General features: G+C 46.6%; 1 pseudogene. It reads right to left on the minus strand.

Annotation, left to right across the window (positions count from 1 at the left end):
• Positions 1 to 152 precede the first annotated feature (152 nt).
• A pseudogene (locus R7Q46_RS30625) lies at positions 153 to 506 on the minus strand (hypothetical protein); the annotation flags it as partial.

Here is a 506-nt window from a genome sequence, read left to right on the forward strand (position 1 = left end):
CGCTTGCAACTCAACACCATGATTGCGTTGAAGATCGTAAATGTCCTGAGCGAAAACGTGACGACTTACGAACAGACTCAAACAAACCACTAACCATGCCACTATCCGTACAGGAAGTGCAAAAGAGGTAACGCGATGGACATTCATCATCATCATTGGTCAGCCTCCTCTGTATTGTGTTCCGTTGTCGTAGTTGAGCTACCCGTTGTTGGCGAGCGTAATTGAATTTGAAATTTAGCGCGTAAGAAATACTTCGGATCCGCTTCGACTCGCTTTAGCCACTTGTCGGCTAGTTCTTGGCTACCTAAGATGTCGTCTGCACTTAACGTCTCTTTAATCATCAACTCTGCTGACGTTTGTTCATCCGCTCCTTCTGCGGTTTGAGGGTTGTCGCCTAGCTCGGTTGACGCCTCTTGCTCTGTTCCGGCTTGACTTTCACTCATCTGATTTATCTCATCGACGATGCCAGCAATCACTTTCAAGTTGTGCTCAACATCAGGTCTTAA

This window comes from Vibrio sp. 811, from assembly GCF_033339195.1.